27 protein-coding genes are annotated in these 25,053 nt (G+C 59.0%); 6 read left to right on the top strand and 21 right to left on the bottom strand.

Features of this window, described 5'->3' with window-relative positions; translation table 11 throughout:
* Positions 1-23 precede the first annotated feature (23 nt).
* Positions 24-890, top strand: a complete 867-nt coding sequence (purU, locus tag ACO9S2_RS08715; RefSeq protein ID WP_423721613.1) for a formyltetrahydrofolate deformylase — start codon at positions 24-26, stop codon at positions 888-890.
* 157 nt (positions 891-1,047) lie between these two features.
* Here the strand turns inward: purU and ACO9S2_RS08710 are convergent, their stop codons facing one another.
* From ACO9S2_RS08710 to ACO9S2_RS08695, 4 genes are all read right to left on the bottom strand, one after another.
* Positions 1,048-2,559 (bottom strand): DegQ family serine endoprotease, encoded by a 1,512-nt coding sequence (locus tag ACO9S2_RS08710; RefSeq protein WP_423721611.1) that lies wholly within the window; start codon positions 2,557-2,559, stop codon positions 1,048-1,050.
* 110 nt (positions 2,560-2,669) lie between these two features.
* The gene (locus ACO9S2_RS08705; protein WP_423721610.1) at positions 2,670-4,073 is read right to left on the bottom strand and encodes a sensor histidine kinase; all 1,404 of its coding nucleotides are present in this window, start codon (positions 4,071-4,073) and stop codon (positions 2,670-2,672) included.
* 72 nt (positions 4,074-4,145) lie between these two features.
* Positions 4,146-4,817 carry a response regulator gene (locus ACO9S2_RS08700; protein WP_423721609.1) on the bottom strand — a complete coding sequence of 224 codons (672 nt, stop codon included), beginning with the start codon at positions 4,815-4,817 and terminating at the stop codon, positions 4,146-4,148.
* A 110-nt stretch (positions 4,818-4,927) separates the two neighbouring features.
* Positions 4,928-6,598 (bottom strand): FAD-binding protein, encoded by a 1,671-nt coding sequence (locus tag ACO9S2_RS08695; protein ID WP_423721608.1) that lies wholly within the window; start codon positions 6,596-6,598, stop codon positions 4,928-4,930.
* 179 nt (positions 6,599-6,777) lie between these two features.
* Between ACO9S2_RS08695 and gcvP the strand changes: the two genes are divergently transcribed.
* The 3 genes from gcvP (at position 6,778) to arfB (ending at position 10,544) form a co-directional block, all read left to right on the top strand.
* The gene (gcvP, locus tag ACO9S2_RS08690) at positions 6,778-9,672 is read left to right on the top strand and encodes an aminomethyl-transferring glycine dehydrogenase (protein WP_423721607.1); all 2,895 of its coding nucleotides are present in this window, start codon (positions 6,778-6,780) and stop codon (positions 9,670-9,672) included.
* A 140-nt stretch (positions 9,673-9,812) separates the two neighbouring features.
* On the top strand, positions 9,813-10,037 hold the full coding sequence (locus tag ACO9S2_RS08685; RefSeq protein WP_423721606.1) for a hypothetical protein: 225 nt from the start codon (positions 9,813-9,815) through the stop codon (positions 10,035-10,037).
* A 96-nt stretch (positions 10,038-10,133) separates the two neighbouring features.
* Positions 10,134-10,544: an alternative ribosome rescue aminoacyl-tRNA hydrolase ArfB gene (gene arfB, locus ACO9S2_RS08680; RefSeq protein ID WP_423721605.1), complete on the top strand. Its 411-nt coding sequence runs from the start codon at positions 10,134-10,136 to the stop codon at positions 10,542-10,544.
* Between the two features lie 83 nt (positions 10,545-10,627).
* On the opposite strand, the gene ACO9S2_RS08675 is transcribed toward arfB, so the two are convergent.
* The 3 genes from ACO9S2_RS08675 to ACO9S2_RS08665 form a co-directional block, all read right to left on the bottom strand.
* The gene (locus tag ACO9S2_RS08675; RefSeq protein ID WP_423721604.1) at positions 10,628-11,407 is read right to left on the bottom strand and encodes an enoyl-ACP reductase FabI; all 780 of its coding nucleotides are present in this window, start codon (positions 11,405-11,407) and stop codon (positions 10,628-10,630) included.
* Positions 11,408-11,633: 226 nt separating this feature from the next.
* Positions 11,634-12,281 (bottom strand): tetratricopeptide repeat protein, encoded by a 648-nt coding sequence (locus ACO9S2_RS08670; RefSeq protein WP_423721603.1) that lies wholly within the window; start codon positions 12,279-12,281, stop codon positions 11,634-11,636.
* 214 nt (positions 12,282-12,495) lie between these two features.
* Positions 12,496-13,083 carry a mismatch-specific DNA-glycosylase gene (locus tag ACO9S2_RS08665; RefSeq protein WP_423721602.1) on the bottom strand — a complete coding sequence of 196 codons (588 nt, stop codon included), beginning with the start codon at positions 13,081-13,083 and terminating at the stop codon, positions 12,496-12,498.
* Between the two features lie 222 nt (positions 13,084-13,305).
* Here ACO9S2_RS08665 and ACO9S2_RS08660 point away from each other — a divergent pair, with 222 nt between their 5' ends.
* Positions 13,306-13,518 carry a hypothetical protein gene (locus ACO9S2_RS08660; protein ID WP_423721601.1) on the top strand — a complete coding sequence of 71 codons (213 nt, stop codon included), beginning with the start codon at positions 13,306-13,308 and terminating at the stop codon, positions 13,516-13,518.
* A gap of 78 nt (positions 13,519-13,596) precedes the next feature.
* On the opposite strand, the gene ACO9S2_RS08655 is transcribed toward ACO9S2_RS08660, so the two are convergent.
* From ACO9S2_RS08655 to ACO9S2_RS08600, 12 genes are all read right to left on the bottom strand, one after another.
* Positions 13,597-14,112 carry an NUDIX domain-containing protein gene (locus tag ACO9S2_RS08655; RefSeq protein WP_423721600.1) on the bottom strand — a complete coding sequence of 172 codons (516 nt, stop codon included), beginning with the start codon at positions 14,110-14,112 and terminating at the stop codon, positions 13,597-13,599.
* Between the two features lie 11 nt (positions 14,113-14,123).
* A complete protein-coding gene (gene gcvT / locus ACO9S2_RS08650) occupies positions 14,124-15,224 on the bottom strand; it encodes a glycine cleavage system aminomethyltransferase GcvT (RefSeq protein ID WP_423721599.1) in 1,101 nt (366 codons plus the stop codon).
* Positions 15,225-15,239: 15 nt separating this feature from the next.
* Positions 15,240-15,611, bottom strand: a complete 372-nt coding sequence (locus tag ACO9S2_RS08645) for an FKBP-type peptidyl-prolyl cis-trans isomerase (protein WP_423721598.1) — start codon at positions 15,609-15,611, stop codon at positions 15,240-15,242.
* Between the two features lie 58 nt (positions 15,612-15,669).
* Entirely contained in the window at positions 15,670-16,896 is a 1,227-nt protein-coding gene (locus ACO9S2_RS08640) for an FIST signal transduction protein (RefSeq protein ID WP_423721597.1), read from the bottom strand.
* Between the two features lie 16 nt (positions 16,897-16,912).
* The gene (locus ACO9S2_RS08635; protein WP_423721596.1) at positions 16,913-17,140 is read right to left on the bottom strand and encodes a hypothetical protein; all 228 of its coding nucleotides are present in this window, start codon (positions 17,138-17,140) and stop codon (positions 16,913-16,915) included.
* A 90-nt stretch (positions 17,141-17,230) separates the two neighbouring features.
* Positions 17,231-18,424 (bottom strand): P1 family peptidase, encoded by a 1,194-nt coding sequence (locus ACO9S2_RS08630; protein WP_423721595.1) that lies wholly within the window; start codon positions 18,422-18,424, stop codon positions 17,231-17,233.
* The gene (locus ACO9S2_RS08625) at positions 18,414-19,811 is read right to left on the bottom strand and encodes an MBL fold metallo-hydrolase RNA specificity domain-containing protein (RefSeq protein WP_423721593.1); all 1,398 of its coding nucleotides are present in this window, start codon (positions 19,809-19,811) and stop codon (positions 18,414-18,416) included. The genes ACO9S2_RS08630 and ACO9S2_RS08625 overlap by 11 nt, the downstream gene beginning before the upstream one ends.
* On the bottom strand, positions 19,808-20,665 hold the full coding sequence (locus tag ACO9S2_RS08620) for an LOG family protein (RefSeq protein WP_423721591.1): 858 nt from the start codon (positions 20,663-20,665) through the stop codon (positions 19,808-19,810). Before ACO9S2_RS08620 ends, ACO9S2_RS08625 begins: the two co-directional genes overlap by 4 nt.
* Positions 20,666-20,730: 65 nt before the next feature.
* On the bottom strand, positions 20,731-21,156 hold the full coding sequence (locus tag ACO9S2_RS08615; protein ID WP_423721590.1) for a hypothetical protein: 426 nt from the start codon (positions 21,154-21,156) through the stop codon (positions 20,731-20,733).
* A gap of 1 nt (position 21,157) precedes the next feature.
* Positions 21,158-21,544, bottom strand: coding sequence for a hypothetical protein (locus ACO9S2_RS08610; protein ID WP_423721589.1), 387 nt, complete (start codon positions 21,542-21,544; stop codon positions 21,158-21,160).
* A 12-nt stretch (positions 21,545-21,556) separates the two neighbouring features.
* Positions 21,557-22,078 carry an N-acetyltransferase family protein gene (locus tag ACO9S2_RS08605; RefSeq protein WP_423721588.1) on the bottom strand — a complete coding sequence of 174 codons (522 nt, stop codon included), beginning with the start codon at positions 22,076-22,078 and terminating at the stop codon, positions 21,557-21,559.
* An 11-nt stretch (positions 22,079-22,089) separates the two neighbouring features.
* Complete coding sequence (locus tag ACO9S2_RS08600) at positions 22,090-22,701, bottom strand: DUF502 domain-containing protein (protein WP_423721587.1); 612 nt, start codon at positions 22,699-22,701, stop codon at positions 22,090-22,092.
* 170 nt (positions 22,702-22,871) lie between these two features.
* On the opposite strand from ACO9S2_RS08600, the gene ACO9S2_RS08595 reads away from it, so the two are divergent.
* Positions 22,872-23,132, top strand: coding sequence for a Trm112 family protein (locus tag ACO9S2_RS08595; RefSeq protein WP_423721586.1), 261 nt, complete (start codon positions 22,872-22,874; stop codon positions 23,130-23,132).
* A gap of 718 nt (positions 23,133-23,850) precedes the next feature.
* Here ACO9S2_RS08595 and ACO9S2_RS08590 read toward each other — a convergent pair.
* Positions 23,851-24,219, bottom strand: coding sequence for a hypothetical protein (locus tag ACO9S2_RS08590; protein WP_423721585.1), 369 nt, complete (start codon positions 24,217-24,219; stop codon positions 23,851-23,853).
* 99 nt (positions 24,220-24,318) lie between these two features.
* Positions 24,319-24,648, bottom strand: a complete 330-nt coding sequence (locus ACO9S2_RS08585) for a hypothetical protein (RefSeq protein ID WP_423721584.1) — start codon at positions 24,646-24,648, stop codon at positions 24,319-24,321.
* Positions 24,649-25,053 lie beyond the last annotated feature (405 nt).

Genomic DNA, 25,053 nt, shown 5'->3' with positions numbered 1-25,053 from the left:
CGGAAGAAAGGGACCAACCCGCTATGACCGCGAATCGCAAAGAGTCCGTCGTCATCCTGATCCACTGCAAAGACCGGAAAGGCATTGTGGCCCGCGTCTCCGGTTTCATTCATGAGTTTGGCGGGAACATCCTCGACTCGGATCATCACACCGACGAGGAGACGAATGACTTTCTGATGCGGATGGAGTTCTCGACGGAAGGGTTGCAGATTCCCCCGAACGAGATTCCCGCCGCCTTTGCGCCCATCGCGAAGATCTTCGACATGCGCTTTGAGGTACATCCCTCAAGCCATCGCCTCCGGGTTGGCATGCTCGTCTCCAAGCAGGATCATTGTCTGGCAGACCTGCTTCAGCGACACAGGCGCGATGAACTCCGCATCGACATCCCCACCATCATCTCCAACCACGATACCTGCGCAAGTTGGGCCGAGCTCTTCAAGATACCGTTTGCGGTCTATCCCGTCACGAAGGAGACGAAGCCGCAGCAGGAGGAGCAGGTCGTGTCGAAACTAAAGGAATATCGTGTGGAGTTGGTCGTGATGGCCCGATACATGCAGATACTCAGCGCGAACTTTCTCTCGCAGATCGGTTGCCCGGTGATCAATATCCATCACTCCTTCCTTCCGGCCTTCATCGGAGCGAATCCCTATCGCCAGGCCTACGAGCGGGGTGTGAAGATCATCGGAGCGACGGCCCATTACGCGACGGAAGATCTGGACGAGGGACCGATCATCGAGCAGGACGTCATTCGCGTCGGACACCGGGACACGGTAGATGACCTCGTGAGGAAAGGACGCGACCTGGAGGAAATTGTGCTGGCCCGCGCGGTGCGGCGCCATATTGAGCATCGCGTGCTGGTGTATGGCAGGAAGACTGTCGTCTTCGATTAACAGGATGAAGGAAATGCCCGCCGGCTTCCTTCTCGCGTCGTTTAGGCCCTCAACGTACCCCAAAGGGTACGACTCGCTGCGACCTTGCTGAACGGCCGTTTGGAATAGCCTTTAGGGATGAGGGTGAGGCCCGTGCCCCACCCCCTGAATTGCACTATTAGACTTTCGCGGTGAGGAACAAGGAACTGCCACGGCGATTGATCAGGATCAGAACGTTCTCCCCCTTCTTGACTGCTGACGAAACCTTCTCGAACTCCTTCACCGACTTGACCGGCTGACGGTTGATCTCCCGGATCACGTCGCCTGGCATCAGACCGGCTTTTTCAGCCCCGCTGTCCGGCTCCACACTGGTGACGACCACGCCCTGTGTCTTGCCTTTCAGCCCCAGTTCCTTGGCCGTCTCCCGATCGAGATCCTGCACGGCAACGCCGGCAAAGGCATAGTCCGCTTCAGTCTGGTCGGCTTTGGCGATCCTGGTCGTATCCGGCTGCTCCGCAATCGTCACCGTCAGGTCCTTCTCGCGCCCGTCACGAATGACCTTGACCGGCACCTTCGTGCCCACCGCAGTCCTGGTCACCAGGCGCTGGAGGGCCACGGCATCCTCGACGGGTGAACCTTGATAGAAGATAATCACATCGCCCTGCTTCAGGCCGGCCTGATCCGCCGGGCTCTCCTCTTTCACATCACTGACCAGCGCCCCCTTGGCATCCTTGATGCCAAACGACTTCGCCAGATCCTGGCTGAGGTCCTGAATGCCGACGCCTAGGTAGCCTCGGACAACCTTGCCCGTCTTGATCAGGCTTTCATAGATCGGCTTGCCCATACTGGTCGGGACGGCGAATCCGACACCCTGATACCCGCCGGTCTGGGAGAAAATCGCCGTGTTGATCCCGACCAACTCACCGCGTGTGTTCACCAGCGCGCCGCCGGAGTTGCCAGGATTGATGGCCGCGTCGGTTTGAATGAAATCTTCGTACTGCGTGATCCCCATGCGCCCGCGCCCCAGCGCGCTGACAATGCCGAGCGTCACCGTCGAATTCAGCCCAAAGGGATTGCCGACGGCCAGTACATATTCACCGACCTGCAGCTTCGTCGCATCGCCCCAGGCCACCGTCGGAAGGTTCTGTCCGTCAATCTTCACGACCGCCAAATCCGTTTTGGGATCGGCCCCGACGATCTTGCCCTTGAATTCACGCTTGTCGGGAAGAGTCACCGTCACTTCCCGCGCGCCATCGATGACATGGTTGTTCGTCAGCACATAGCCATCGCTCGAAACGATCACCCCTGAGCCCTGGCCTCCGCCACGGTGTCCCCGAGGCTCACCCGGTCCCTGAGGTCCACGGAATCCACGCGGGCCGGACGGTCCCCCCGGCCCGCCGAAAAACTCCTCCATCCTGTCGCGCAATTCATCCGGCACGTTCCGGCCCTCGGAGACTTTCTCGCCGGTGACAGTGGTGATATTCACCACCGCGGGCGTGACGGCCTTGGCCACCTCGGCAAATCCGTTCGAAGCCGGCGCTGCCGGCAAAGCGACCGGACCACCGGCATTCGCCTGCGTCCCGCCGAATGCATGGGACGAGATCGACGATTGCCCGCCCCACATCAAGACCGCTCCCACCGCCGCAAGGGCGACGACGGATCCCACTGTGCTTCGAACGCTCTGTCTCATAGGTCCCCCCTTTTAATAGATGAAACCGGTGCCCTCGTACTCTCAGATATGAATACGAATCACGGTAACAACCGGCGATGAGAAGAGGATTAGGAGCGAATTAGAAGTAGCTAAGCAGCAGCGGGCGCAAGCGGCAACGTCACGGCAAAGGTGGAGCCGAGGCCCGGCTGACTGGTGACATCGATCCGGCCCTTGTGAGATTCCGCAATCCAGGTACAGATGGCCAACCCGAGACCCGTTCCTTTCTTGGTATGCCCCCGCGCCGCGTCGGTCCGGAAGAACCGGTTGAAGATACGCCGCTGGTCCTCGGGCGCAATGCCGATCCCTTGATCGGTGACCGACAACTTGGCCTGCGCTCCCTCTGTGATGAGGGAGATCTCGACCTTCCCGCCTGGATGGGAATACTTGATGGCGTTCTCCACCAGATTCAGCAGGAGCTCCCGCAGACGCAATTCGTCGCCCTGCACAGCCGCCGGCATCATCGTCCCCAGCACCACGTCGATCTGCCGATCCTGCCCGAGCAAGGTCGCCTGGCGGTGGATGTCTTCCACCAGCGATTCCAGCTCGACGGGCAACGCTTCCATTCTCACTTCTCCCATGTCGGCCCGGGAGAGAAAGAGCAATTCATCGACGATGTGCGTCATCCGGTCGATTTCTTCCAGATTGCTTTCGAGCACCGATTGGTAGTCGGCGAGAGGGCGAGGCCGCCGGAGCACCAGTTCGGTCTCTCCTTTCATGACCGTCAGCGGTGTCCGGAGTTCGTGTGAGGCATCGCTGCTGAATTGGCGGATCTGCCGGAATGAGGCATCAAGGCGCCCGATCATGTCGTTGAAGGTGTGCGCCAGCCGGCCAATCTCGTCCGGCGACGTCGACACCGTCAGCCGCTGGCTGAGATCCCCCGCGGCAATGCGCTGCGCCGCCAGGGTGATGGCATCCACAGGCCGCAGCGCCCGGCCGGCCAAAAACCAGCCGCTGGCCAGCGACACCGCCAGGGCGATCGGCATCGTCACGAGGAGCACCAGCAGAAGACGTTGCAAGGTGTCCTCGATGGATTTCATCGAGGTGCCGACCTGCACGATATACAGCAGGCTCCCCCGATACATGATCGGCATCGAGATCAGCCGGAGCGGCGGCTCTTTGGGATAGCGGGCTGACTCGAAGATCGTCTTTCCGCTGACGCTCGCTTCGATCGCCAGACGGCTCAAGGGGACTTCATGCTGCTTGATATTGGGGGAACGAATCGTGATCGTCCCCGACGGGCTGAAGATCTGAAAGAACTTGTCGATGCGCGCAAGCTCGGGAAACTGCGAGAGCAATGATTCTTCGTCGATCAGAGGCAGGAAGCCGCGCTCTTCCAGCGAACGGACGGCGGCGGTCGCCGTTTCCTCCAGCGCCTGATCGACTTCGTCGCGGAGACTCCGCGCGGTGACGCTGTACAAAACGACGGAGAAGATAATGAGCACGAGCGCCAGTGTACTGCCGTACCAGATCGTCAGCCGGACGCGGAGCGGCATCACCAGGCTCCTACACAAGCCGGTCGCCCAGGGTTGTCCTGAATGCGCAAGACAGACAGTGTCAGCATCCTGCTAGTCGGCCTTCAACATGTACCCGCTGCCGCGAATGGTGTGAATGAGTTTCTTGGCCCGGCCCCGATCGATCTTGTTGCGCAGATAGTTGACGTAGACGTCAATGACGTTGGTGAACGTATCGAAGTCCTGATTCCACACGTGCTCGGAGATCATCGGCCGCGTGAGCACACGGCCGGTGTGGCGCATGAGGTATTCCAGCAACGCGTATTCCTTCAACGTGAGGTCGATCCGCTGCCCCTCCCGGGTAACCTCGCGCGTGGCCGGATTCAACACCAGATCGTCGATCTGGAGAATGCCGGGACTTTCCGTTGAACCCCGCCGCAGGAGCGCGCGCACACGGGCCAGCAATTCGTCAATCGCAAACGGTTTGGTCAGGTAGTCGTCGGCGCCGGCATCGAGCCCTTTCACACGCTGGTCCACCTGGGACTGCGCCGTCAGAATCATCATCGGGGTTTGAATGCGCTCGCGACGAACGGCTTTCAGGATCTCCATCCCCGACATCGACGGGAGCATGAGATCGACGATGATCAAGTCGTAGTTCGTTGCCAGGGCCATCTCAAGCCCTTTGGCGCCGTCCTCGCAGAGATCGACGGCATAGCTCTCTTCCTCAAGCGCCCGCTTGATGAAGCAGCCGACTTTGGTTTCGTCTTCAATGACCAGGACGCGCATGAACACCCCGCTAGGCGCTGATTATACCAAACCTGCCAACGGCAATCCCGGGCACGATCCGGGAACGTGCTGCGGACAAGACCTGCGACAATCCACGTGAGACAAGGCCGCTACTTCGGCTGAAATCGGGTGATCGTCACCGGGGCATACGACAGGACCGGGCCATCGGATGTTCGCTGCGCGATCGTGTGCTTGAGCCACATCGCGTCGTTGCGCGCGGGAAAATCCGACCGGTAGTGGGCCCCGCGGCTCTCTTCCCGCGCCAGCGCGCCCGCGACGATCGTCCCGGCCAATTCCACGAGGCACTGCAGCTCCAGCGCCTGGATTAAATCGCTGTTGAATACGCGCCCTTTGTCCTCCACCCTCACCTGCGCCGCACGATGCTGTAATTCGCGGACCTTGTCCTGAGCCGCCGTCATCGACTCCTTCGTGCGAAAGATCCCGAGATTCGTGCTCAGGACGGTGCCGAGCTCGTCCCGCACCTGCCAGGACCGTTCGCTCCCGCGCTGAGAGAGCAGCGCCTGCACGCGCCGCTCTTCATCGGCCAGATGCGAGACGGGAATCGGAACATGATCGACCCCTCGGAGATATTCGCCGGCCCTTGTTCCGGCCCGCCGGCCAAACACTATCGTTTCCAGGAGCGAATTGCCGCCGAGCCGGTTGGCGCCGTGCACGCTCACGCAGGCGCATTCTCCTGCGGCAAACAAACCGGCGACCGAGGTTTCTCCCCACTGATTTGTCCGGACCCCGCCCATTTGATAGTGCGCGCCGGGCCTGATGGGAATGGGAGTTTCAACCGGATCCAGCCCGGCAAATTCTATCGACAACTGCCGGATTTGAGGCAACCGTTCAAGAATCTTCGCCCGGCCGAGATGCCGGAGATCCAGGAGCACACAACCCTCGACTCCACGGCCTTCGAGAATTTCCTGGCCGATCGCCAGCGAGACCGTGGAGCGGGTCGCCAGTTCCATCTGCTCCGGCGCATACCGTTTCATGAACCGCTCTCCGAGCGTGTTGAGCAGATATCCGCCTTCCCCGCGCGCCCCCTCCGTAATAAGAATGCCGGTATCCCTTAGCGTGGTCGGGTGAAACTGCACGAACTCCATATCCATCAAGGGCGCGCCCGCACGATAGGCCAGGGCCATGCCGTCCCCGGTATTGATCACGGCGTTCGTACTGGTGAAAAACACCCGCCCGCTCCCGCCCGTCGCCAGAATCACGGCTCTGGCCTGAATCAGCTGCAACCCGCCATGGAGCAGGTCCCAGGCAATGACCCCGCGGCACATCCCGTCCTCGACAACCAGAGAGGTGACATACCATTCTTCATAGACCGCGGTGCGGCGCTTGAGGATCTGTTCATAGAGGGCGTGCAGGAGCGCATGGCCGGTGCGGTCGGCTGCATAACAGGTGCGAGGAAATCCCGCCCCTCCAAAAGGCCGCTGGGCGATGCGCCCGTGAACGTCGCGGCTGAAAATAACCCCCATCCGTTCGAGTTCGAGAATATCGTCGGGCGCCTCCCGGCACATCGCCTCAATGGCGTCTTGATCGCCGAGATAGAGGCCGCCCTTGGCCGTATCGAACGCGTGCGCCTCCCACGAGTCGTTTTCTCCGAGCGCCGCATTGATGCCGCCTTGGGCGGCCACGGAATGACTCCGGACGGGGTGGACTTTCGAGATCAGAGCGACGTCAAGATGGGCCGGTGCCGCCAAGGCCGCGCGCATGCCTGCCAGGCCGGCCCCGACGATCAGCAGATCATGTATGTGCGGATTCTGCGCTGCCATGGAACCCTCTCTCACAGGACATAAGGCACCCGCCCATCACAGTACTTACAGAACTCTCCAGGGGAGCGCAAGGTCATCATGGGCGGGCAAAGAACAGCTTGGAAATGGGACAACAGCATGGTACTCTGCCGCCCGATTAAATTGTCCCAGGCCACCCACATGATCACGAGGGCACGCGGATGACACCGCTCGAGCCGGATTTCCTTCAACCGACGGATCACTTTCTCCACCGGCACCTGGGGCCGACGGAGGCCGACCTCCAGGAGATGCTGGCCACGATAGGGTTGCCCTCCATGAGAGCCCTCTGCGACGTGACCGTTCCGAAAGACATCCAGCTTCATGCACCGCTCAATCTCCCGATGCACCGGGGAGAGCAGGCCGTGTTGGCGGATCTCAAGCAAATCGCCTCACATAATCAGGTGTATCGCTCCCTGATCGGTATGGGCTACTACAACTGCGTCACCCCCGGCGTGATCCAACGCAACATTCTTGAAAACCCGGGATGGTATACGCAATACACTCCGTATCAGGCGGAAATCTCCCAAGGCCGACTCGAAGCACTGGTGAACTTTCAAACGATGGTCGGCGATCTCACAGGCCTCCCGCTGGCCAACGCCTCGCTGCTGGACGAGGCCACCGCCGCCGCCGAAGCCATGGTCATGTGCCTCAGCATCACGCGCTCCAGAGGCCAGGAGCGGAAGGAGTTTTTCGTCTCGCAGGACTGCCATCCCCAGACGCTCGCCGTCCTCCGGACCAGGGCCGAACCGCTGGGCATGACGATCCGCACCGGCGCGACTACGTCGATACAGGTCTCCGCCCCCCAGTTATGCGGCCTGCTGCTCCAATACCCGACCACCGACGGCTATGTGGGTGATGTGAGCGCCCTCGTGGCTCGCGCACACGAAGCCGGCGTGCTCGTCGTTATAGCCACCGATCTGCTGGCGCTCACGCTGCTCCGCTCGCCGGGAGAAATCGGCGCGGACATCGCCGTCGGATCCAGCCAGCGATTCGGCGTCCCGGTCGGATTCGGCGGACCGCATGCCGCGTTTCTGACGACGACGGATGAATTTAAGCGCCAGATGCCGGGCCGCATCGTCGGCGTCTCAAAGGACGTCTCAGGCAAGCCGGCCTACCGGCTGGCACTCCAAACGCGCGAACAGCATATCCGCCGCGAGAAAGCGACGAGCAATATCTGCACGGCTCAAGTGCTGCTCGCGATTATGGCCAGCATGTATGCGGTCTACCATGGGCCGGAGGGACTGCGCCGCATCGCCAGACGCGTCCATGGATTGACGCTCCTCCTGGCCGATGGATTGCGCCGCCTGGGGTTCGATGTCGGCCCGGAGGTCTTCTTCGACACCCTCCGTGTCCGCATCCCGAACAGTCACAGCCATACGATTCTTACCAGAGCGCATGAACGGAATTTCAATTTCCGCACCTATGAGGATGGCGCGATCGGCCTGTCGCTGGATGAGGTCAGCACCGAAGAAGAAGTGCGCACCCTGCTGGAGATCTTTGCGGGGCAGGAACGGCTGCCCTTCACGCTCGCCGATCTGACTCAGGCCGTCGATCTCAGCTATCCGCCCAAACTGACGCGGACCAGCCCGTTTCTCACGCATGAGATCTTCCACCGCTATCATGCCGAACATGAGATGCTCCGGTACCTGCACCGGTTGCAGGCGAAAGATCTGTCTCTCACGCATTCCATGATTCCGCTGGGCTCCTGCACCATGAAATTGAACGCCACGGCGGAGATGCTCCCCGTCACCTGGCCGGAATTCGCGCATTTGCACCCCTTTGCTCCGGCCGACCAGACCAAAGGCTACCAGAAGCTCTTTCATCAACTGGAATCATGGCTGGCTGAAATCACGGGCTTTGACGCCGTCTCACTCCAGCCGAATGCCGGCTCTCAAGGCGAATACGCCGGGCTCAGCGTTATTCGCGCCTACCACCGCGCACAGGGGGAACCGCACCGAGATATCTGCCTGATACCCGTATCGGCCCATGGCACGAACCCGGCGAGCGCGGCCATGGTCGGCATGACCGTCGTCGTCGTCGCCTGCGACAAGCAGGGAAACGTCGACTTGGCCGATCTCGAATCCAAAGCCGCAACTCATCGGGCCAGGCTGGCGGCGCTCATGCTCACCTACCCCTCGACCCACGGCGTGTTCGAAGCCGATGTGCGCCGCATTTGCCAGATCGTCCACACGCACGGCGGCCAGGTGTATATGGATGGGGCCAACATGAATGCCCAGGTGGGACTCTGCCGGCCGGGCGATATCGGCGCGGATGTCTGCCACCTCAATTTGCACAAGACCTTTTGCATCCCCCACGGCGGAGGAGGACCTGGCGTCGGACCGATCGGCGTCGCCCGTCATCTGGCGCCCTTTCTTCCGGGCCATCCCGTCACCGGATTGGGCGGGCAGGGGTCGATCGGCCCGGTGTCCGCGGCTCCCTACGGGAGCGCAAGCATTCTTCCGATTTCCTGGGTCTACATTGCTTTGATGGGCCGCGACGGGTTGAAGACCGCCACGCAGGTGGCCATCCTCAACGCGAACTACATGGCGAAACGGCTGGAGAAGCACTATCCCATCCTGTACACCGGCGTCACCGGACATGTCGCCCACGAGTTCATCCTCGACCTGCGGCCGTTCAAGGAATCCTCCGGAGTCGAAGCTATGGATGTGGCCAAACGCCTGATGGACTATGGCTTCCATGCGCCGACCGTCTCGTTCCCGGTGGCCGGCACCCTCATGATCGAGCCGACGGAAAGCGAATCGAAGGCTGAGCTGGATCGATTCTGCGAGGCGATGATCGCCATTCGTGCGGAAATCCAGGACATCATCGATGGCCGTCAGCCCCGCACCAACAACCTGCTCAAAAACGCGCCGCACACCGCATCCAGCGTGACGGCCACAGACTGGAACCGTCCCTACACCAGAGAGCAGGCGGCGTTCCCGACTTCCTGGGTGCGCGCCAACAAATTCTGGCCGAGCGTCGGCCGGATCGATGAAGCCTATGGCGACCGGCATCTGGTCTGCACCTGTCCACCGATCGACAGCTATCAATCGTAACCCTCCGCCTCGGGACTGTTGAGCCCCGCTTCCTCTTTGTACAAAAGTGTCGCTTGCGGAACCCCCATCTTTTGGGGCATTGTCGATCAGCGCTCAATTCGGCGATAACTAGCCGTCACCCACGGAGAGGCTGGACGATCATGCCGCAAATCCTCAATTTCAGCGAACATGCGAACGACGAAGAAGTCAGCTACCTGACCACGTTGCTGCTCTATCACCTGGTCGAACGCTGCGGGGGCACGCTCGAATTCACGGTCGAAGACGTGAACCAAATCCGCACAAGGCTGGCGACTAAGATGGTGCAGATTCAACTCGGGAACGACGTCCGCCTCCGCATCATCGACCGCGTGCCTGAACTGCAGTAGGCTTTCCCCCTCATCCGGTCAATTTCCCCGTGATCAAAATTGTACCTCCACTGCGGCAATTGTGAGATCGGCTCGCCTGGAGTACACTCCTTGACGATGCTGCACATCTCATCACACGTCACCATCCCTGACTCTGAAATCGACATTCATGCCGTGCGGTCGCAGGGAGCCGGAGGACAGAACGTCAACAAAGTCTCCACGGCCATCCATTTGCAGTTCGACATCAAGGCGTCGTCCTTGCCGCCGTTCTATAAGGAAGAGCTGCTGAAGCTGCGGGATACTCGGATCTCAGATGACGGCGTGATTACGATAAAGGCGCAGCAGCATCGCACTCAGGAGCGCAACCGGGAAGATGCCCTGAAACGGCTCTGCCTCTTGATTCAGAGCGTGGCGATCCCGCGGAAGAAACGTAGGCCCACCAAGCCGACGAAGGGCTCTCAGAACCGGCGGATCGAGAGCAAGAAGAAGCAGGGGCGACTGAAAGCGCTCAGAGGAACGATCGAGTAGCGATCGCGCGTGACGCGTCGGTCGTATCTCGTCTCTCGCGAGATGAGGCTCGCGCTTCACGCTTCACAAGAGACGCTTCACCGTCACTCAACCGAAGCCAGCGATCCGAGAATGTTATACCCGCCATCCACGTAGATCACTTCACCGGTAATGCCTCGTCCCAGTGAGCTCACTAGAAAGAGTGCCGTATCGCCGACTTCGCCTTGCTCGGTGGCGCGGCGGAGCGGCGCAAACTCTTTGTGGTGATCGACCATCTTGCTGATCCCGGAGACGCCGCGAGCGGCGAGGGTCTTGATCGGCCCGGCAGAGATGGCATTCACGCGAATGTTTTGGGGACCCAGGTCGTTGGCGAGGTAGCGCACGGAGGCTTCGAGGGCCGCCTTGGCCACGCCCATGACGTTGTAATGCGGCACGACGCGCTCCGCGCCGAGATAGCTCAATGTGACCACGGATCCGCCATTGTTCATGAGGGGCAAGGCCGCGCGTGTGAAAGCCACGAGGGAATAGGCGCTGACATCGAGGGCCGTCGCGAAACCCTGCCGGGTCGTGTTGACGAATTGGCCTGTGAGTTCCTCCCGGGGCGCAAACGCGATGGAGTGGACGAGGAAATCGAGCTGGCCGACTTCCTTGCCCACGTTCTCCATCAACGCGGCGATCTGTGCGTCATCACCGGCATCGCATGGAAAGGCTTTGGCGCCAGGCATGGTCGCCACGAGCTCTTCGACATTTCCCCGCAGCCGCTCACTCTGATAGTTGAACATCAGTTGGGCGCCCTGGCCCGCGGCCGACTGGGCAATGGCCCAGGCGATGCTGTGCTTGTTGGCGACGCCGATAATGAGGCCTTTCTTTCCGCTCAGTAACATAGTGGGGGTACTCCTCGCTTTTGACTAGTAGTCGATGTTCATAGCTGCTCTCTCCGTTCTCGTCATGCGTCAATGCTCAATCGCACATCGAGAAGGCGTGTCCCCGATGCGTGTTCACAGTCGCGGCGGACACTGGACTAGCAACCTGTGCCATTCAAGGCGCGTTGAAGATAACATGATTTGCGAGGCGGTTCTAGAAGAGGCTGCGGGGAAAGGGAGGAGGCGGCTAGTTGCCCTTGTTGCCGGTGGCACGGAGTTGGGCCACGACACGGGTGGCTTCGGGGATAAAATCGTCTTGCTGTTGGGCTTGCGCCAGGGTCAAGGCCTCGGACGCCAGGCTGACGGCATCCTGATGGCGCCCCCGTTTGCAGTAACTCTTCGCGAGACTGATCCGGGCGTTCACGGACTGCGGCTCCTGCTGGATCACATGCCGCAGGAGCTGCTCTCCCTTGTCCGGATCGCCACCCAGGAGAGAGGGTAACCGCACAAGCAGCGTCCCTCTGGCTGAAAGGGCATCGAGATGCTCGGGAGCCAGAACCAGGGTCCGGTCCAGTTCCTTCATCATGCGGCGAAAGCCCATCACGGAGGAAAGGCTCATTTCGCCGTCGATGCGCATGAGTTCCCCCAGGTTGCAGAACAAGGCAAAATGGGCATCCGCAGACTGTTCATCGGCTGCCACGGCTTGCTCGCCTAACGCCTGCCCTTTTTCAAAGTGTCCCGCCCGTGTCGCCCGATCAGGCGCGACGCGCCCGTCATGACAGGCCTGCATCGCCCCTGCAATGAGTTCTTGCGTCGTCGGTTGAGCGCCCGCGAACGTGACGCCACCCGACCAGATCACGACTGATGCACAAATCACCCCGGCAAGGCGATACATAACCCCCCTCTCAAACAGCCTTATGCAAGGTAAAACTACGAAAATAAAAAGCAAGCTTAATGCCACTGACAGCCATGCATAACATATCGAAATGATTACCGATGGTGGTTCGTGTCCTGCTGTCTTGTTGCAAGAAGGAAACAAACTGCTGACAAAAAGTGACATGGACGCAGGCCGACCCCGGGGGGGGCAGGAATGATCGGATACGAATTCATCAAGACCTTCTGGCCTCATCATGCCGGGGGTCGCGCTTCGAATGGTGCCCTGTAGTCATGACAGACATGTTGCGGCGAAGGATTTGAAACGCCTCAAGCATCTGACTGTACGAATAATGGACGTTGCGGCCACTCGGATTCGGCAAGAGAAATACAGGGACCCCGGCGAGGGAGGTTCCCGTCAAGCCAAGATCCAGGCGAGACGGCAATTGACGATCCTGCCCAAAAATCGTTCGATAAATCGTGACACCCAAGAGGGCCACGATCTGAGGCTGATACCGCCGGACTTTTCTGGTCAGGGCCGCCAGCCCGGCCCGATACTCTTCTGCTTCCAGCACATCAATGCCCGCACTGCACCGGCTGATAATGTTCGTGAGGCCCAGGCCCCATTCCGGTAGCCGCCAATCATCTTGGTAGGTCAATGGCTCGGACACGAGGTCGGCCGCATGGAGGAGCTTCCAGAACCGATTGGAGCGTCCCGCATAATGATGGCCCGTCGCAGCAGATCTGCGCCCCGGATTGATCCCCACAAAGAGGATCCGTATCCCTGGCTGAATATGATCGGGTAACCGGGACCGTTGGGCCACGCTCATGCTCCTGAGGTTGAGGCAGTTTAGTTGAGACTTCAACCAATCTGCCACAGGGCACCGGATGATTTCCCCTTCATTTTCAGATTAGAAAAAGCACCTAACCACATGGAATTACAATGAAGTGATTTGAAGATCCGCTTCGGCATGCCGCTTGCTCAAGCACAGGGTAGTGCCCGATCAGAGGCACAAGTTTCTTCAACCTTAGGGAGGTTATTTATTATGAAGCGCATGTTGATGGCAGTCATGGCGGTTGCGGTGGCAGTGTCGTTCAGCGCTCCCTCTTTCGCCGGTGAGGAAAAGAAGGAAAGCAAGGGCGAGAAGAAGGGCGGACACGTTGTGGTGTTCGGCGAAGAGAAGAAGAAGGAAGAGAAGAAGGGCGGACACGTCGTGTTCGGCGACGAGAAGAAGAAGGAAGAGAAGGGCGGAAAGTAATCCCGTTCTTGCTTTTGGCGAGGCTAGCTGGCTTGAGAGAGTTCCCGCTTCGAGCGGGAGCTCTCTCGGGCAGGTTCTCTACCTGGCCGCTTCCTTGATATAAACCGCCTGCAATCCTACAATCGTCTTGGCATCCCGGATCGTCCCGTCCTCGATTTTTCTCATTGCCTCACGCAGCGGCATCTCAACGACTTCCAGCACTTCGTCCCGATCGAGTTGTTGCCGGCCCTGAGTCAATCCCGTGGCCTTATAGACATGAATCACCTCGTCCACAAACCCGGGTGCGGTGAAGATGCTGGAAAGCAGCGAGAAGGTAGAGGCCCGATATCCGATCTCCTCTTCCAACTCTCGCGCAGCACAATGAAGCGGATCTTCGCCGGGGTTGAGCTTGCCGGCCGGGATTTCATAAATGAACCCGCCCGCCGCATGGCGGAATTGACGGATCAACACGACCGTACCGTCATCCTTCATCGGCACAACGGCTGCTGCGCCGGGATGACGAATCGTTTCCAGATCGACCGTCACGCCATTGGGCAGCTGCACCGTATCAATGTTGAGCGTCACGACACGGCCCTTATAGATGTTCTTCGTCATAACAATAGCCGCTACACAGCCTTGGGTTTTCGATAAAAAGGGGTCTTTACCACCCGGGCTGGAACCGCTTTCCCGCGAATATCGATCATGATCGGCGTGCCGACGGCAGACTGCGCGGGGGGAACGTAACCCAACCCGATCCCCTTTTGGAGAATGGGCGACAGGTTGCCGCTCGACACCTCGCCGATCACCCGTGAGGAGACCGATTCGAGGATCTTGAATCCATGCCGGGGAACGGCCTTCTCCAGCAATTCAAACCCGACAAACCGCTTCATCGGTCCACATTCTTTTTGTGCCACCAAGGCCGCGCGGCCGAGAAATATTCCTTTGTCGACACTCACCGTCCACTCCACTCCGGCTTCGATCGGAGTCGTCTCTTCACCAATATCGTTGCCATAGAGCAGATACCCCATCTCCAGCCGGAGGAGGTCGCGGGCCCCTAAGCCGGCCGGCTTCACTCCCTGAGCTGCACCCTGCTCCAGAATCCGTTCCCACAACGAACCGATGCGATCCGCCGCCGCGTACAACTCATAGCCCAACTCCCCGGTGTATCCGGTCCTTGCCACCAGTGTTGGAATCGAGGCCAGCGTGGCTTCGCAGGTGTGGTGGAGTTTCAGCACCGAAACCGCCGTCCCGCCCAACGCAACGACAATGTCTCTGGACAATGGCCCCTGGAGAGCGATCTGCGCCATCCGGTCGGAATGATCTTCGAGTACCACGGTCGTTGCCCTGGCATGGGCCTGCAGCCACGTATGGATCTTTTCGCGATTCGAGGCGTTGACACAGAGCAGATAGTCCATCGGCTTGAGCCGATAGACGAAGATATCGTCTTTGATCCCACCCTGGTCGTTACAGACCATGGAGTACTGCGCCTGGCCGACCGCCAATCTGCCGACATCATTGGTGGTCACCGACTGAAGAAACTCCAGCCCGCCCGTGCCCGACACCATGAGCCGCCCCATGTGGCTCACATCGAACAAGCCGGCTTTCTGGCGAACGGTCTGGTATTCGTCGATGACACCGGAATACTGGATCGGCATTTCCCAGCCGGCGAAATCGACGAGCTTCGCACCGGCATTTCTATGCTGTGCGATGAGCGGCGTTTGTTTCATATGAGCAGTCCGCTCCTACACGCTGAGTAGTTCGACATCAAACACCAGCGTGGCGTTGGGGGGAATCACCCCTCCGGCGCCGCGCGCGCCATAGCCGAGATTGGCCGGGATCGTCAGCTTCCGCTTCCCGCCGACTTTCATGCCCTGCACCCCTTCATCCCACCCCTTGATCACCCGCCCGGCTCCGAGGGGAAAGGAGAACGGCTGGCCGCGGTCAACCGAACTATCGAACTTCGTCCCGTTCGTCAGCCAGCCGGTGTAATGCACCGAGACGGTCTGCCCGACCTTCGCCACCTCGCCCGTTCCTACCACTTGATCGATGTACTGAAGACCGGACGAGGTCACGATCTCTTTCCCTTCCGGTGCCGATGACTCATTTCCGCTCATGTTGCCTCCTGGTCTCAAAGATGAATACCGATCGCCCCACACCGACGCACACCAACGATTATTTCACACCTGATTTCGCGGTTGGTTCGGCGAAGAGCGCCATGCTGGCCGTATAGCCATGGAGAAAGTTGCGGCCTCCCACAGGACCGATTTCGCCCTGGGCAAAGAACCCCGCTACCGGGATGTTTCCCAACCGTTCGGCCAAAATTCCCGAATCGTGATGGGGGCGGCCGAACAACCCCTGCCCCCGACCGCAGCAACTAAAGACCAGCGCGCCTAACGGTGGATTCCTGTGACTCGTACGATCGGCCGCGAGGAGCAAACTCAAGTCTTCGCTGGCCGATTTCGCATCGCGCAGATGAAACTGCACCGTCTGCCCTTCCTGCACCACATCCCCGATGGCCACAGCGCCGGTCGCCTGGTCGGCCCCCACAAGATTCCGCACGAGAAAATCCCCCCGTTCAAACCGATTACGATGTTCATCGATGACGATGCCGATATGGAGCGCCCGATGCGCCCGGCGCCGGTCCTCGCCGCCGAGTGATTCAAAGACGTGTTGCAACCGTTCCAAGGCCGGCGTTCCGCCCAATTCATGCACCATATTGTGTTCGGCTTTGGTCACCACATAGCGTTCGCCAATAGGCCGGCACCCTTGCGAGATCACGGGGCGGACTTCCACCGGGCCGGATATGCGCACCCCGACCAGACCGTTTTCGAACGCCTGCCGCCCAAGGACGAGGCGATTCTCTCCCGCATCCTGACCGCCACCGGAAAGCCCGCCGATTGCCGGAGTCCCGGGATAGCGCTCTTCCAGCAGAGAGAGCACATCCTGCATGGGCGTCGTGTAGGGATCAGCGAACAGGAGGAAAGTGGAATCGATGCCATCCGCTTCAGGCCAACCAACCAGCGAAAACTGGTCCTGGGTGGGAGAAAATGACAGCCTCACGGGGGTCAGCGTGACACCGGGAAGACAGGCCACCCAGAGCGCGACGGCAGGAGCGGTCTCCAGCTCTTCGGCGCCGGCAATCACACCTTCGCCGCTACAGCCGATGCACACACGGGCCCGGAGCGAGTCCGCAATCGTTTCGGCAAGGACCTCCGCCCGGGACACATGGTGAGAAGAAAAGAACAGGCAGGCCAGATCCGGCGCCGCCCCCCCCAGCTTTCCCCTTATCTCATCGACAAGATCGCGAGCCGCCGCCTCTGTATCGGTACTCCGGCTGACGGCAGAGACGAACTGAAAGGTGTCGGACTGGGACAAGGATGTGGGGAGAAAACTAGGCATGTGAGTCGTAAGGCCGTTACACGCCGGGATTCATGCGCTCGGAACGATCGCTGGCCAGCTTTTTATAGTAGCGCCACATGTATGAATGGTAATCGTCCAATTGCGCCAGCAGATAGTGCAATTCCGTCGGGTCTTCTGTTTCGAGGGCACGAACCAGCCGGTTCTTGAGAAATTCGGCAAAGGCCTCGGACTTTTCGATGGCCGTGAGAAGCCGCAGGCCGCCGCCGATTTGATACTCGTTCATGCGCCCTCCTTGGCCAAAGTCAGTGGCAGAATAACGAGGGGCCGGACGAAATTGCAAGTCGAGCACAGAACGCAATGAACCACTATCTGCCTATCGACGAGAAGCAGCGCCCATCAACTCTTGTAAGCGGTCGAGATCCATCGCCTCGATACGATGGCCGTCCCGACCAACCACCGTGGTCGCCATTGTCAGGGCGTTGAGAATAGCCTCTTCGGTGGCCTCGACCGTTGCGGTGATCATCGGATTCAGATGGGTGTCCGCGAGATGGGTCTGCTGAAACGTCGGCTCGCTTGGGTAATGAGGAATGACGTTGCCGGTGGAGAAGGCCAGCAGGAAGTCGCCGCTCCCGTGGCGCGCGGTAGAGCCGGTCCGGGCAAGGCCGAGCGCGGCGCGCTTCGCAAGTCGCGTGAGCTGCCGTCCATCGAGCGGAGCGTCGGTGGCGATGATAATGATGATCGAACCTTCGCTTTGACCAGGCGAAAGCGCCTGCGCGACGGGAGGCACCGCTTCATATAACCGCCCGACCGGAACCCCTCCGACCATAAGCTCAGGCCGACGGCCATGGTTGGCATTGACCAGGACCCCGACCGTATAGCCGCCTTCTTTCTCAGATAATCGTCGCGAGGCCGTGCCGATCCCGCCTTTGAATCCATAGGACACCATGCCGGTTCCGGCCCCGACGGTCCCCTCTTTGACCGGGCCGTTGCTCGCGCCGTCCAGTGCTGCCATGACGTCCTGCTCGGACACATGGCGACCTTGAATGTCATTAAGACGCCCGTCGTCGCATTCGGCAACCACCGGGGTCAGCGTATCGTCTGAAATGCCGATCTCCGGATACTGCCTGATCATCCAACTCATCACGCCGTTGGCCACACGCGGCACATTGAGCGTATTGGTCAGCGCGATGGGATATTCCAGAAAGCCTGACTCCGCCACCCATGACAGACCGGTCATCTCCCCGGTCCCATTCAGGACGAAGGCCCCGGCCGGAACCTTTTTGCGCCACACATCGTCGCGCGGGACAATCACCGTCACACCGGTACGAACCGGACCAGTTCCTGGTTTGAGCGGCCCCTCCCCCGAGATGAGTGTCGTGTGCCCGACCTTTACCCCTGCGACATCGGTAATGTTATTGAGAGGGCCCGTCGGATACTGCCCGATGGTAATTCCCAGATCGCGGATACGCTGACGCGGCTCAGACGTCTCTGCCGCTTGCACCGATACGCAGCCACAGAGCGTCGCCACGGCCATCACCAGTGCCACCGCGCCTCGGCTAGATGTCATAGGATGATCCTCGATGAGGAATCTGCACTTCAATCCCCGGATGCTCAGCTTGAATGGCCGAACCGAGTGAGAGTGCCTGCTTTTCTTCGCCATGCACGATGAAGATTTGGGCCGGCAGCGGATTGATGGCTCGCACGTAGGCCAGAAGATCGTTGCGATCGGCATGGGCCGAAAGCCCGTTGAATTTCACCACCTGGGCCCGTCGTTGTGTCGGCACACCGAAGATCGGCACGACGTCCCAACCTTCGACCAACTTCCGGCCCAGCGTATGTTCTGCCTGGAAACCGACGAAGACGATCACATTCGCCTCGTCTTGAATGGCATGCTTGAGATGATGGAGTACCCGCCCGCCTTCGCACATGCCGGATGAGGAAATGATGACACAGGGGCCCTTCATTGAATTGAGACGCTTGCTGTCTTCGGGAGAGGAGATGAAGTGAATGTACCGTGACGCAAAGGGGTCCCCCTCCGATGTGAACGTGCGGTAGGTTTCTTCGTCATAACATTCCGGATGCCGCCGGAAGATTTCAGTCGCCTTGGATGCCAATGGTGAATCGATGTAAATGGGAAGGGGGTCGATCCGCTGCTCGCCGACCAGCTCTTTGATCCGCATGACAAGTTCCTGTGTTCGCCCGACCGCAAAGGCCGGCACGATGATCTTGCTCTTGTGGACCCTGGCATGGGCGATCAACTCCTGCGCCTTCCTCTTCATCTCTTCGGCGGCGTGGTCGTGCAGGCGATCCCCATACGTCGATTCGAGGATCAAGACATCGCAGGGGGGCGGCGGTTCCGGATCACGCAAGATAGGCATGTGCGACCGCCCCAGATCTCCGCTGAACAGCACCGTCGTTGTGTCTCCTCGCGCCGTATACTTCACGCGGACGGCGGCCGATCCGAGGATGTGCCCTGCGTCGTGAAACGAGGCGGTCACCCTCGGTGCAATTTTGACTGCATCATGGTAGCGCACCCCGACGAACCGTCGCGTGACGGCTTCGACGTCATCGGAATCGAAAAACGGCGCCACGCACTTCTTTCCCCTGCGCCGTTCTTTCTTATTCACATAGCGACAATCGCTTTCCTGAATACGGGCGGCGTCCTGCAGCATGATCTCCGTAAGATCAGCCGTGGCACGCGTGAGATACACCTTGCCGGAAAACCGATATTTGTCCAGAACCGGCAAGGCGCCGGAGTGATCGATATGGGCATGGGAGAGCAGCACGGAGGACAGTGACTTCGGCTCGAACCCGAGATCGCGATTCTGGCTCTCGGCCTCTTCCCTCCGCCCTTGAAACATGCCGCAATCCAGGAGCAGTCGGCACCCTGCGGTCTCGATCAGATGACGGCTTCCGGTTACCGATCTGGCTGCGCCGTGAAAGGAGAGTTTCATGGCTGAGGCCTCATCGTATGATTCTTCGAAATCACGTCCCAAGCGTCCTGGGCTGTTTCGGCGTAATGAAAGAGCGCGCGGTCCTGCTGGCTGATAAGCCCCTCCTCCACCAGCATGTCCCAATTGATCGCCCGATCCCAGAATGCACGGCCCACCAGGACTACGCTGACGCCGCTGACTTTGCCGGTTTGGATAAGGGTGAGCGTTTCGAAGAGCTCATCCATTGTGCCGTAGCCGCCCGGAAAGGCGACGAGGGCTTTGGCCCGAATGAGAAAATGCATTTTCCGGAGTGCGAAATACCGGAATTGAAAACACAATTCCGGGGTGATGTACGGATTCGGGTGCTGTTCATGTGGAAGGGTGATATTCAACCCGATCGACTTCGCCTGCACGTCGGAGGCTCCGCGATTGGCCGCCTCCATAATGCCGGGTCCGCCGCCGGTCACGATGACATAGTCGCATCGCCCGTTAGTTTGGCAGGTGCTGGAGACCAGTCTGGCAAACTCTCTCGCCACATCGTAGTACCTGGAGAGATCGCGCTGGCGTTTAGCAACGGCCATTTGTCTCTGAAGGACCGGATGGTTAGGATGTTCGGCAGCTTCCCGTTCGGCGGTCTGTAACGCCAGCTCTGCCGCCGAGGGCTCCTGCAGCCTGGCGCTCCCGAACACCACGATCGTGGACTGAATCCCCTGTTCCGCCTGGATGATCTCCGGTTTCAGCAACTCGAGTCCAAGCCGCAGCGGACGGAGCTCTTCACGCTGCAGGAACACGGTATCGCGGTCAGCAGGGATATAAGAAGGAGAAGCAAGGATGGCGTCGTTGAACGATGACTCCTCCGGAGGGATCTTACCCATGACTGGCATTATAGACTGACTGGATTGAGCGGGCAATTCTCGAAGAGAGGCAGATCAGGCCATGCTTAAAATGGATAGGGGTTGAATTGGGTGCCTGAGAGTTGACGGAGAAAGCTCTGGTGCGTCACGACCCAATTCGCATCGCAGTACAGTTCAAACGCATCGACTCCAAAACCGGTGCGAGAGATGATCAGATCGGGATCGACAGGCGACCAAGGTTTCACCAGCCATCCGAAGTTCACGCGCGAATACTTCATGTCCAGAAAGCGGTAGGTGGCCACGACTCCGAGGTAAGATTCCGTAATAGAATCGGGCACACCCAGCTTGGCGATGACCTCGGTGAGCACGGTTTTCCCCGGCTCGATAAATGCCACATCATCCTGGGTGAGTGGCGTATTCAATTGAATGCGGATGACATTACACCCAGCGCTGCCGATAGAGAGCGCCAAAACGAGCGCGATGAGGCAAGACCGGGACACACGTGGCAGCATATCAATCTCCGAATGGCCAGAATCGAAACTCCATTCCATCCGTCCGCTTCGATGAAATGACATCCTCGACGATCCCTTCACGGTTCAGAATGACGAACAGGTCATCGCTCTTGACGGACATGCGCGAGAAATTGACGACAATGAGAAGCAGGCTGCCGGCTTTCGCATCGTAGCGATAGTACTGAAAGACGTCCCGGCCGTTGACTTGCAGCAGCCGATCCGGCGCGCCGAGTAGTGCGAGAACTTCGGCTTTCGTGGATGTGCCTTTCTTGATCGAGGCGATAGCGTCTGCTCTGATTTCGTCGCCCAAAGTGCCTCGGCTGAAGGCGCAGCCTTGGACCATGATCAGGCTCAGGAGCGCAATACAAATGATTCGTGCCAGCGGCATATAGATCCCTCCTTACGCTTCGTCTGGTCGGTCTGCCAGAGCACGTCGGTGCCCCAGGATAAAATCAGTTTCAAATACCACGTACGATGAGGGCTGCAACCCGACTCGCCGGTAGACTTCCTGCGCCACGCGATTGGCCGATTCCACATAGAGGCGGACACCGCAGACCTTCGGATCGGCCTTGGCTGTGGCCATGACTGCCGCATGGAGCCTCCGGAAAATACCTCGTCGTCGCCACGTCGGATCGACGTACACACTCTGGATCCACCAGAACACGGCATTCCGCCAGTCGCTCCACTCGTAGGTAACCATCAACTGGCCCACGACCTGGCTGTCTGTCGCTCCTCCCCGCTCCGCCACCATAAAGAAGCCATGAGCCGGTGTTGCGAGGAGAGAACGGGTGCCTTGACGCAGGCGCTCGCGATCGAGCGCCCGACCTTCTGTTTCAAGAGCCATGGCCGCACTGAACGAGGCAATCGCCTCAATATCGTCCATTCGCGCCGGGCGAATGAGCACTTCGTCTCTCACAAGCATAGACAGTCTCTCTACCCCTTCACTGGATTCAACCAACCGGCGGCGGGTTGGTAGAACCCCGCAGAGAATTCCATTTTCATCGCGTCTTCTGCCGGCAGATTCAGCCTGCGGACTTCGTCTTCCGGGACAAAGGCGAGATAGCCGGTAAAGGGATGAATGGCCGTTGGGACGAAGATCATCAGGAGCCTGGCGGCAGGGGAAACCTGGAGTGCCTCGGGAGCGCCGCCCATGACAAATCCGAGTGCCCAGAGGCCGTCGCGTGGAAAGGGGAATGCGACCACGGTACTTTGTCCAAACCGGGAACGAAAATTCAGTAGGTCCGTGATCCCCTTCATGGTGAGATAAATAGTACGGACCAGTGGGAGCTGCTCGACCTGCCGCTCAATCCGCACGAAGAGGCCTTCACCGATGACGTGGGTGACGAGAGCGCCAACAATGAGCACAAGAGCCAGGAGCAGAAGGAGTCCCAGGCCTGGGGTATGGACGGGTAGTCGTCCTCCTATGAGATCTGTCAGGAGGGCATCGAGCGTGTTAAAGAGAGCGGAGAGAATCAGGAAGGTCGCCCACGTCGGAACGAGGAGGAAAAGGCCTGCGCCAAAGACCCTCCAGATAACGACAGACATTGATGGTTGCTCCGGCAAGAATTGAACCGCTTCTACTTTTATTCTAACAGAATATCCGAGCCGTATGAAGATTTGCTTCTCTTGAACCCGGTTCCCTTTCTAGCTTATGCTGCTCTCCTCGGTTCTCTAAGCCAGAAGGTCAACGGGTTGCCTGAGGAAAGGAAGAGGCCATGAGTGTGGACAAGGACCTGCTCGCAATTCTCTGTTGTCCGGAGACGAAGCAGCCGGTTAGCCTTGCCGGTACGGATTTGCTGACGAAGTTAAATGACGCGGTGCGAAAAGGAAACTTGAGGAACACGGGAAAGCAGCCGGTGACCGATGAGCTGGACGGCGGATTGGTGAGATCCGATTTAAAGATCGTTTACCCGATTCGTGAAAACATTCCCGTGATGCTGATCGAAGAAGGCATTCCCCTCGAACAGCTGACGTAAACGGTTCATATCTCACGGATCTTCAGCGCCCGATCTATATTACGACCCCTCCTGCGTGCCAGCGGATCCTGTCAGGGAATCGACAAATTCAAACTAGTTCCTTGAGTGTCGGTTTTGGAACCGGTAGACGTTCCACACTGCATACAGAGATACTCGTAGAGGTTTCCCGTCGGAAGAACCAGGAGCAACCGCTCACGCGTGGGTGTTGCAACCCGGCAGCGGGGACAATACAGGAGTGAGGCTTTTAACGACCCGAATTGATCGGGCTCTTGCTGCGGGGACATCCGTTGTTTCCGGGTGGTTGTTGGCTGAGGCCACTGATTTGGAACCGGAACCCGCCGTGAGATCGACATGGGGAGATTGTATTCAAGGGAGGGTGCCCGGTCAATGGGACTTCGCCTTGCCTGACAGGCCAATTGTCCTACTTATGCTATTCGGTCTCTGACGAAGAAAGACCTTTCGTTCGCCGAAACTGCTTCCACAGAAAACGAAGGACTTGCACAGCCGCGTAAATGGTCAAGCCGGTCATGAGCCCGTAGAAGCCTGCGCGGCTCCAGGGCCAGAGCTCCGGCGCATGCAGAACGAAGGCTAGAGCGAGATGGCCCCCTGCTCCAAGGCAGAGGGCAAAGATAATCCACTCCCGTGCCAATGTCATAAGCGATGCCTGTCAGGGTAAAGGGAAGTTCGGGGACCGATCGATCCTGATGGGCAGAACTCGCTACACCGCAGCTTTCGCGGATTCGATTTCTGTGGCCGTGATCAGACTGGAAAGATAATCGGCGACGAAATTAAGGGCTTCTTCACGGCCATCCGCCCGGCGGCCCTTTTCCCTGCGCTGCACGGATAGCTCGTGCTCGAGATCCGACTTGACCTCTCCCAGAATACGCTGGAGGGAGGACGGGGGCAGATTCGTATCCATATCTTCCAGCTCCTGACAGCGATCGAGGACCCAGTTAAGGCCTTCGATCCTCCCGGCATAGTGCTCCTGCTCGGCCGTATCGATTCTGGCCATATTCGTCGCAAATGTTTGAGCTTCATAAATAAGGTTATAGAAGCTGCTGACAGCCCGTTGCAGAGTTGTGCTCATGATGCTCCTTCATCTGAAAATGATTAACATCTCAATTATACCTGAGAAACTGGGACCGACAAGAAATATTTTCGACCAATTCCTGAGGAGGATATGGGATCAGGTGAAGAGGAGAGAGTGAAACTCGTTCATAAAGCCATAGTACAACGGGGCAAAATGTTTGAGGCTTTCAGGACTGGTTTCTTTGAGCCGCTTAAAAAAGAAGACCTGGGCACGCGGGTCAATTTGCTCAAGCAAATGGCTCAATTGAGCCATCGTATAACTCCCGGCAGGCACGCTAAGGACATAATGGACGAGTCGTTCGACAAATTGCTGTGCCACATATTCTGTAGCCAAAAAATCTTGCGGGATCTTTCCGGACGCCAATAGCTCATCAAACGCAACCGCCTGTGCGGCAAATGGTACTGACGGTTTTGGCTGAGAGTTCACCCTAACCCTCCATAATGGCGGGGAAATGAGCAGGACCTGGTCACTCTACTGGAGCCCCTAGGAACCGTCAAGTGCGCATTAGGAGCAGAGCGCCTGAGCCGAAAGACGGATATATCACGGAGGGGCTGGGCCCAATAGAGCTGGCTCCACCGCGAACAGTTCCATCGATCCGAGTGATCGAAGAGATCCCCGCCGGACAAATACTTTAATGTTGACGGTGAGGAGAAAAAAGAACGGGCGGAGCTCCCGAAGGAACTCCGCCCATCCATGAAGCGATCCCTAGCTCAGACTTACAGCCAGGTCACGCGCTCGGCCGGCCGAATGTAGATCGGCTCTTCGACCTGAATACGCGCCACTTCCTTGCCCGACTTGTTGAAGCCCAGGACGGTATCGTTGTACATCTCG

Source organism: Nitrospira sp. NS4, from assembly GCF_049546785.1.
GTDB lineage: Bacteria > Nitrospirota > Nitrospiria > Nitrospirales > Nitrospiraceae > Nitrospira_D.
Note: the sequence above shows the minus strand (reverse complement) of the source record. Positions and strands in the feature narration are given on the sequence as shown.

Bases quoted from the DNA above. Each gene is read 5' to 3' on its own strand.
- purU (WP_423721613.1), top strand. From the start codon at position 24: ATGACCGCGAATCGCAAAGAGTCCGTCGTCATCCTGATCCACTGCAAA.
- ACO9S2_RS08710 (WP_423721611.1), bottom strand. From the start codon at position 2,559: ATGAGACAGAGCGTTCGAAGCACAGTGGGATCCGTCGTCGCCCTTGCG.
- ACO9S2_RS08705 (WP_423721610.1), bottom strand. From the start codon at position 4,073: ATGCCGCTCCGCGTCCGGCTGACGATCTGGTACGGCAGTACACTGGCG.
- ACO9S2_RS08700 (WP_423721609.1), bottom strand. From the start codon at position 4,817: ATGCGCGTCCTGGTCATTGAAGACGAAACCAAAGTCGGCTGCTTCATC.
- ACO9S2_RS08695 (WP_423721608.1), bottom strand. From the start codon at position 6,598: ATGGCAGCGCAGAATCCGCACATACATGATCTGCTGATCGTCGGGGCC.
- gcvP (WP_423721607.1), top strand. From the start codon at position 6,778: ATGACACCGCTCGAGCCGGATTTCCTTCAACCGACGGATCACTTTCTC.
- ACO9S2_RS08685 (WP_423721606.1), top strand. From the start codon at position 9,813: ATGCCGCAAATCCTCAATTTCAGCGAACATGCGAACGACGAAGAAGTC.
- arfB (WP_423721605.1), top strand. From the start codon at position 10,134: ATGCTGCACATCTCATCACACGTCACCATCCCTGACTCTGAAATCGAC.
- ACO9S2_RS08675 (WP_423721604.1), bottom strand. From the start codon at position 11,407: ATGTTACTGAGCGGAAAGAAAGGCCTCATTATCGGCGTCGCCAACAAG.
- ACO9S2_RS08670 (WP_423721603.1), bottom strand. From the start codon at position 12,281: ATGTATCGCCTTGCCGGGGTGATTTGTGCATCAGTCGTGATCTGGTCG.
- ACO9S2_RS08660 (WP_423721601.1), top strand. From the start codon at position 13,306: ATGAAGCGCATGTTGATGGCAGTCATGGCGGTTGCGGTGGCAGTGTCG.
- ACO9S2_RS08655 (WP_423721600.1), bottom strand. From the start codon at position 14,112: ATGACGAAGAACATCTATAAGGGCCGTGTCGTGACGCTCAACATTGAT.
- gcvT (WP_423721599.1), bottom strand. From the start codon at position 15,224: ATGAAACAAACGCCGCTCATCGCACAGCATAGAAATGCCGGTGCGAAG.
- ACO9S2_RS08645 (WP_423721598.1), bottom strand. From the start codon at position 15,611: ATGAGCGGAAATGAGTCATCGGCACCGGAAGGGAAAGAGATCGTGACC.
- ACO9S2_RS08640 (WP_423721597.1), bottom strand. From the start codon at position 16,896: ATGCCTAGTTTTCTCCCCACATCCTTGTCCCAGTCCGACACCTTTCAG.
- ACO9S2_RS08635 (WP_423721596.1), bottom strand. From the start codon at position 17,140: ATGAACGAGTATCAAATCGGCGGCGGCCTGCGGCTTCTCACGGCCATC.
- ACO9S2_RS08630 (WP_423721595.1), bottom strand. From the start codon at position 18,424: ATGACATCTAGCCGAGGCGCGGTGGCACTGGTGATGGCCGTGGCGACG.
- ACO9S2_RS08625 (WP_423721593.1), bottom strand. From the start codon at position 19,811: ATGAAACTCTCCTTTCACGGCGCAGCCAGATCGGTAACCGGAAGCCGT.
- ACO9S2_RS08620 (WP_423721591.1), bottom strand. From the start codon at position 20,665: ATGGGTAAGATCCCTCCGGAGGAGTCATCGTTCAACGACGCCATCCTT.
- ACO9S2_RS08615 (WP_423721590.1), bottom strand. From the start codon at position 21,156: ATGCTGCCACGTGTGTCCCGGTCTTGCCTCATCGCGCTCGTTTTGGCG.
- ACO9S2_RS08610 (WP_423721589.1), bottom strand. From the start codon at position 21,544: ATGCCGCTGGCACGAATCATTTGTATTGCGCTCCTGAGCCTGATCATG.
- ACO9S2_RS08605 (WP_423721588.1), bottom strand. From the start codon at position 22,078: ATGCTTGTGAGAGACGAAGTGCTCATTCGCCCGGCGCGAATGGACGAT.
- ACO9S2_RS08600 (WP_423721587.1), bottom strand. From the start codon at position 22,701: ATGTCTGTCGTTATCTGGAGGGTCTTTGGCGCAGGCCTTTTCCTCCTC.
- ACO9S2_RS08595 (WP_423721586.1), top strand. From the start codon at position 22,872: ATGAGTGTGGACAAGGACCTGCTCGCAATTCTCTGTTGTCCGGAGACG.
- ACO9S2_RS08590 (WP_423721585.1), bottom strand. From the start codon at position 24,219: ATGAGCACAACTCTGCAACGGGCTGTCAGCAGCTTCTATAACCTTATT.